Annotated in this window: 5 protein-coding genes; 4 read left to right on the top strand and 1 reads right to left on the bottom strand. The window is 44.1% G+C overall.

Going from position 1 to position 6,814, the window contains the following annotated elements:
• Positions 1-699: 699 nt before the first annotated feature.
• Complete coding sequence (gene queG / locus PR675_RS11330; RefSeq protein ID WP_060561487.1) at positions 700-1,857, bottom strand: tRNA epoxyqueuosine(34) reductase QueG; 1,158 nt, start codon at positions 1,855-1,857, stop codon at positions 700-702.
• Positions 1,858-2,098: 241 nt separating this feature from the next.
• Between queG and tsaE the strand changes: the two genes are divergently transcribed.
• The 4 genes from tsaE to miaA are packed head-to-tail and all read left to right on the top strand — an operon-like array spanning position 2,099 to position 6,774.
• Positions 2,099-2,563, top strand: coding sequence for a tRNA (adenosine(37)-N6)-threonylcarbamoyltransferase complex ATPase subunit type 1 TsaE (gene tsaE / locus PR675_RS11325; RefSeq protein WP_004915627.1), 465 nt, complete (start codon positions 2,099-2,101; stop codon positions 2,561-2,563).
• A gap of 14 nt (positions 2,564-2,577) precedes the next feature.
• Positions 2,578-3,873, top strand: coding sequence for an N-acetylmuramoyl-L-alanine amidase AmiB (gene amiB, locus PR675_RS11320; protein WP_036942650.1), 1,296 nt, complete (start codon positions 2,578-2,580; stop codon positions 3,871-3,873).
• A gap of 11 nt (positions 3,874-3,884) precedes the next feature.
• Positions 3,885-5,840, top strand: a complete 1,956-nt coding sequence (mutL, locus tag PR675_RS11315) for a DNA mismatch repair endonuclease MutL (RefSeq protein ID WP_014657304.1) — start codon at positions 3,885-3,887, stop codon at positions 5,838-5,840.
• Positions 5,833-6,774 carry a tRNA (adenosine(37)-N6)-dimethylallyltransferase MiaA gene (gene miaA, locus PR675_RS11310; protein WP_004915633.1) on the top strand — a complete coding sequence of 314 codons (942 nt, stop codon included), beginning with the start codon at positions 5,833-5,835 and terminating at the stop codon, positions 6,772-6,774. Before mutL ends, miaA begins: the two co-directional genes overlap by 8 nt.
• The last annotated feature ends 40 nt before the right edge of the window (positions 6,775-6,814 follow it).

Raw genomic sequence — 6,814 nt, 5'->3', positions numbered from 1 at the left:
AAAATCCTTAGTCTCTTACCTCTTATTGTTAAAAATCCAACTGCTTTCATTAAGAAAAGACACCTATTTGATGCACTAGGTGAATTGCGTTCGAATCTGTTTATTCATCAACAAATGCTTTTCTTTTAGTGATGATCGGCAGAGAGTGATGATCATCACACTCTTTGGGATCTTTTTCAGATCTTGCGGTTTTTTCTGCTTGCATTCATTAACTTGTCGCCATAGAATAGCCACCCCCTGACCAATAGGGGCGATCAATAAGTATCCAAATTGTTATAATTTCAGTTGTAATAATAAACAAAAAATCCGATTTTTGCAGTTTCAGTGACTTTTTTGTACCAACCTTGTGTTTTAAGCGCTTTAATTTTGCTGAGAGTAGTAAAAAAGAGGACTTATTTAATTTCCTATCATTAATAAGTTATCCACAACCTATCATCAATGCTGTGGTGCTTTTACGCGTCTGTAATACTTTAATGCACCGAGTTATCCACAGGATAGCATGATAGGTAATCGCACATGTTCCAAAAAGCTATTGCTTCGTGGTGATAGATATCTTACTGAATTTAATAGTAAATATTTTTGTTTAAAATGTGGCTAACCTAGCTTGCAAATTCTTTACCTATTGTCAGCTAAGCAATTTTTTATTTTATTCACACGGAGTTGATTTTTATTCGTTTGCAGTATAGGGGTGTATTATTTTTAAGCATCCCTAGGTAAACCTTTAGATATGGCGCGTACAAGGCGTTTCTGCTGTGAAGTTTGAATAGTTACTTGGTTTTCTTCTCGGCGCTGTAATTGTTGTTGTATTGCCCATTGGATATGCTCATCCAACATCTCCCCCATGCCTAACCGTGAGTGCAATGCGTTGACAATCGTGTCCTGATAGGGGGCATTGCCTAACGCGACACTGATATTTCTGAGCCATTTTAAGTAACCAATGCGGCGAATTGCTGAACCTTCAGTCACTTTTAGGAAAGTCTCTTCATCCCAGCTAAATAGTTCAAGAAGTTCGGGCGTGTGTAATACGCGTCTTGGGCTAAAATCTTCTTCATCGGTTAATTGTGAAAAACGGTTCCAAGGGCAGATCAATTGGCAGTCATCACAGCCGTAGATCCGATTCCCCATCAGTGGGCGAAACTCTTCCGGGATCGGGCCATCAAGCTCAATGGTTAGATAAGAAATGCAGCGGCGAGCATCGACGACATAAGGTTCAACGATCGCGCCGGTAGGGCAAGTGGTCATACAGGCCACACAGCGACCACACTGCTCTTCAACAGGTTGATCGATAGGAAGAGGTAAATTAACTAAAAGTTCACCGAGAAAAAACCACGATCCAGCTTCACGATTAAGGATCAACGAATGCTTGCCTGTCCAGCCTAAGCCTGCCTTGACGGCGAGAGGGCGTTCTAAAATAGGGGCAGAGTCGACAAATGGGCGAAAATTGAGATCGTCAGAGCAGATATGTTCTCGGCAGTATGCCAAGATGCGATCACTGAGCATTTTCAAGCGCTTTTTTAATAGCTTATGGTAATCTCTACCTAGTGCATAGCGGCTAATATAACCTAATTCAGGGTTACTTAATGTGCTGGCAAAAGCTGCTTTTGCAGGCAGGTAGTTCATACGCACGCTGATCACGCGCAATGTGCCGGGATGTAATTCGTGAGGTCTTGCTCGCATCATCCCATGGCGTGCCATCCACGCCATCTCACCGTGGTATTGCTTATCGAGCCATGCCTGTAATTTTGGCTCTTCAAGGGAAAGGTCAGTGTCACAAATACCGACTTGCTGGAAGCCAACTTCACTCCCCCATTGTTTGATATTTTGTGCAAGAAGGTTGAGATCGAGATGTGTTGCCATTAGATTTTATATTGATGCTAAGCTGAGTGAAATTGCAGGGGCACTTTACCATGATCCCGTGATTTCACAAAATCATCACTGATGCCTTGTTGTGTGATGTAACAGGATTAGTCGCTTATCTGATATCCACTATCTAAATATTTCTGTAATGTTATTTAAGAAAAATGGATCGGCTTAGGTTAATATAGTCATTATATCTATATTGATCTATTTTTCCTTACTATAGCTGATTGAACTTTCCATGAAAGAACGTATTTTACAACTTGCCAACGAAGAGCAAACAGTGGCGCTAGGGCGCGCTGTCGCAAATGCCTGTCAACGAGGCGTCGTGATTAACTTGTATGGCGATTTGGGCGCTGGCAAAACGACATTTAGTCGCGGTTTCTTACAGGCACTCGGGCACCAAGGTCACGTAAAAAGCCCGACGTATACGCTTGTGGAGCCTTATGATCTTCCTGATGGGCAGGTTTTTCATTTTGATCTTTATCGTTTAGCTGATCCAGAAGAATTGGAATTTATGGGGATCCGAGACTATTTTTCCCCTGAGTCGATCTGTTTAGTGGAATGGCCTCAACAAGGCAAAGGTTTTCTGCCAGAAGCGGATCTTGAACTCCATTTGACTTATCAGGATGAAGGGCGTCAGGCTCACTTTATTGCTTTTTCTGCAAATGGGGAGTCGTTGTTAGAAGAATTACAAGCACTCTAAGGGATATATTGCTCATGACGAATGCATTGCCGAGAAAAATAACAAAAAGAAGTTTTTTCTCCTTCTTATTGCTGTTGATGATTGTTGCATTATGGTTAGTTGCACGACCTGTACAGGCGGCGACCTTATCGAACATACAGGTTGATAATAGCCCATCAAATGCACAGGTGACACTATCCTTCATGGATGGTAAGCCTGATTACAAATATTTTCCCCTGCATTCGCCAGAGCGGCTAGTTATTGATGTTAAGCAAAATGGCGAAATTATCGGCCTACCAATGAGAGTGCCTGCTGGTGATTTGGTTAAAGTGGTTCGTACCAGCCAGCCACCGGATAGCCGACACAAACGTATCGTATTGGAACTGTCAAAAGCGGCAAAAGTACAAACGTCGCTGAAACAAGTCGCTGGGCAGTATCAAGTGGTATTTACGCTTTCCTCGGGGCAAAGTCGTGCACCAACGTCTTTCAATAATACGACTCAACCGATGCAAGTGCCTAATAATGCGGTGCAAGATAAACCGTTAAAAATGAATTCGCAGGCACAGCGACCAGCTGTTGCACCTGCACCAGTTAAAACCAATAAAACAATGCCCAAGGGGGCAAAACAGGTCGTGATTGCTATTGATGCTGGGCATGGTGGCAAAGACCCCGGAGCGATTGGTAAAAACGGCTATCGAGAAAAAGATGTTACGTTAAGTGTTGCACGTAAACTGTATGCAAAACTTGAGGCTGACCCTATGTTCAAGCCAGCGATGACCCGTGATGGTGATTATTTTATTTCTGTCAGTGGGCGTTCAGATGTTGCACGTAAGAAAGGGGCTAACATGTTAGTTTCTATTCACGCTGACTCTGCACCAAATAGTAGTGCGCGAGGCGCTTCTGTTTGGGTATTGTCAAATCGACGTGCAAATAGTGAATTAGGTAACTGGTTGGAACAACGAGAAAAACAATCCGAGCTATTAGGTGGAGCAGGCGATGCATTAAGTGGTGCGGACCCTTACTTGAGCCAAGCGGTACTCGATTTACAATTCGGTCATTCACAGCGGGTTGGCTATGATGTGGCGGTACAAGTACTCCATCAATTAAGAAAAGTGGGTAATATTCATAAACGTAGCCCAGAGCATGCCAGCCTTGGGGTTTTGCGTTCGCCTGATATTCCTTCAATTCTGGTAGAAACAGGGTTTATTAGTAATAGCGCTGAAGAGCAGTTGCTTAAATCCAATGACTATCAAGAGAAGGTCGCCGAAGCTATCCACCAAGGTTTGCGGCAATACTTCCTTGCAAATCCGTTGCAAGCGGCACCTAATTAAGGGGGATGGTGATGGCAATACAGATCCTCTCTCCCCAACTTGCTAACCAAATCGCTGCCGGCGAGGTTGTCGAACGCCCTGCCTCAGTGGTTAAAGAGTTGGTTGAAAACAGTCTCGATGCAGGTGCAACACGCATCGACATCGATATTGAACGTGGAGGAGAGAAGCTGATCCGTATTCGCGATAATGGTAGTGGGATCAGCAAAGATGAACTGGTCTTAGCGTTAGCGCGCCATGCGACCAGCAAAATTGCCACGTTAGATGACCTAGAAGCCATCATGAGTATGGGGTTCCGTGGTGAAGCACTGGCGAGTATTAGCTCCGTCTCTCGTTTGACGCTCACATCAAAACCGGCTGAGCAATCAGAGGCGTGGCAAGCTTATGCGGAAGGGCGAGATATGGCGGTGACCGTCAAACCCGCCGCTCACCCAAATGGCACCACCGTAGAAGTGCTTGATCTATTCTACAATACGCCAGCGCGTCGCAAATTTATGCGTACCGAAAAAACCGAGTTTGGCCATATTGATGAGGTCGTCCGGCGTATCGCGCTTTCTCGCCCTGATGTGACAATCAATTTGAACCATAATGGGAAGCTGGTGAAACAGTACCGCGCTGCAAAAGGGGAAGCTCAACAAGAGCGGCGGCTGGCAAACATCTGTGGTACAGGTTTTATGCAGGGGGCGCTAGCGATATCTTGGGAGCATGGTGACCTTGGCATTAAAGGCTGGGTGGTTTCACCGTCTTCGACGCCAGTGAGTGATATTCAGTACTGTTATGTAAATGGTCGAATGATGCGCGATAGGTTAATTAACCATGCGATCCGCCAAGCGTATGAAGGGCATCTTGATGATAATCAACAGCCAGCCTATGTCCTTTATTTGACCATTGACCCCCAACAAGTGGATGTTAACGTCCATCCTGCTAAGCATGAAGTGCGTTTTCACCAAGCTCGGCTAGTGCATGATTTTATCTATCAAGGTGTGAGAACGGCCTTATTAAATGCGCATGAGCCAGATGAGTTGCCCGGTATTGAACCTGTTACCCATGAATTAACTAATCGTTCATCCGCGGGAGACAACTACTTTTCGTCATCATCCACGCTCAATGAAAACGATGAAAATGAGACGAGTCGTACGGCGCAACAGCAACATGACAGCACGGGCAGTAGTCGTTCGCATTCAGCCCCTTCCGTAGCGGCTACATCGCCGACATCAACAAATCATTTTAGTCGAGAAAAAAGCGCGTTTACGCCTTCTAATACGCATTATGACCGAAAAGCGGGGCAACTGTACCAAGCATTGATGTCTGTTCCTGTTGCTGAAGAAGATAAAAAGCCACTATTTCCTAGTCGGCAACCATTAGATGTTCCAGCAGTTTCTTCGCAATCAGTGGAAGAAAATACCAATAACTTCACATTTGGCAAAGTATTGACAATTTACGCAAAAAACTTTGCATTAATTGAGTCTTCATTAGGGCTAATCCTGTTATCCTTATCAGAAGCAAATTATTTACTGAAGTTGGCTCAGTTATCACCTGATGGCGAAGCGTTAAAACCTCAACCGTTGTTGATCCCGCTAAAATTATCACTTAATTCTGATGAAATTGCGGTTTTTCAGCGTAACAAGGAACAATTGACATTATTTGGTATTGAAGCCACGATATCTCATGGAAAAGTAACTATTCATGCGGTATCGTTACCGTTAAGAACGCAAAATTTATCTCAGCTTTTTTCGGGTTTACTGAATTTTTTGTCGACAAAAGAGCAGGCATCTCGTCAAGATATTGCTCAATGGCTTGCAAAAACAGTTTCACAAGAAAAAACACAAGAAAGCTGGAGCTTAGCACAAGCAGTTCAGTTACTCGCTGATGTTGAGCGGCTTTGCCCGCAGTATGTTAAAAAGCCGTCACCAACATTATTACAATTAATTAATTTACAATCCGTGGTAGCTACACTAACAAATGAGTGAACTTGTAACTCAGAAAAAACCGAATGCAATATTCCTGATGGGGCCAACGGCCTCAGGCAAGACAGCGTTAGCTATTGCTCTACGCCAACACTTGCCTGTTGAGATAATCAGTGTCGATTCGGCGTTGATCTACCGTGGTATGGACATCGGCACAGCGAAGCCAAATGCAGAGGAGCTTAGTCAAGCGCCTCATCGTCTGATCGATATACTCGATCCCTCTTTACCATACTCCGCTGCTGATTTCCGGCGAGACGCATTAAATGTAATGGAGGAAATAACTTCTCAAGGTAAAATTCCATTACTTGTGGGGGGCACAATGCTTTATTTTAAGGCATTACTAGAGGGGCTTTCGCCTTTGCCTTCTGCAGATCCCGCTACTCGTGCTGAGATTGAAAAAATTGCACAGCAGCAAGGGTGGGGTGAAATCCATCGTCGTTTAGCGGAGGTCGATCCGGTTGCGGCAGCGAGGATTCATCCTAATGATCCACAAAGATTATCCCGAGCTTTAGAGGTATATCTCATTTCAGGGCAAACTTTGACTGAAATGACACAAACAGCAGGTGAAGAATTACCTTATAATGTGTTTCAATTTGCTATTGCGCCCCAAGATCGTAAAATTTTACATCAGCGCATTGAACAACGTTTTCATCAGATGTTAGACGCCGGTTTTGAAGAGGAAGTTCGTGCTCTTTATGAACGGGGTGACCTCCATGTTGATTTACCCTCTATTCGTTGTGTGGGGTATCGGCAAATGTGGTCGTACCTAGAAGGCGAAACAGATTATGATGAAATGGTTTATCGGGGAATTTGTGCAACACGCCAATTGGCAAAACGTCAAATTACCTGGTTGAGAAGCTGGGAAAATGTTCATTGGTTAGATAGTGAACAACCACAGCAAGCGCTTAAGGCTGTTATGCAGGTTGTATGTGCATAGAGCTATGGTTTGTGTACAATTAGAACGCTAAGCGCAATTT

It is taken from the genome of Providencia sp. PROV261 (assembly GCF_028477945.1).
In the GTDB taxonomy this organism is placed as follows: domain Bacteria; phylum Pseudomonadota; class Gammaproteobacteria; order Enterobacterales; family Enterobacteriaceae; genus Providencia; species Providencia stuartii.
This window is presented reverse-complemented; position numbering and strand designations above follow the sequence as displayed.

Coding starts and splice junctions, on each gene's coding strand:
- miaA (WP_004915633.1), top strand. CDS start 5,833: ATGAGTGAACTTGTAACTCAGAAAAAACCGAATGCAATATTCCTGATG.
- amiB (WP_036942650.1), top strand. CDS start 2,578: ATGACGAATGCATTGCCGAGAAAAATAACAAAAAGAAGTTTTTTCTCC.
- queG (WP_060561487.1), bottom strand. CDS start 1,857: ATGGCAACACATCTCGATCTCAACCTTCTTGCACAAAATATCAAACAA.
- tsaE (WP_004915627.1), top strand. CDS start 2,099: ATGAAAGAACGTATTTTACAACTTGCCAACGAAGAGCAAACAGTGGCG.
- mutL (WP_014657304.1), top strand. CDS start 3,885: ATGGCAATACAGATCCTCTCTCCCCAACTTGCTAACCAAATCGCTGCC.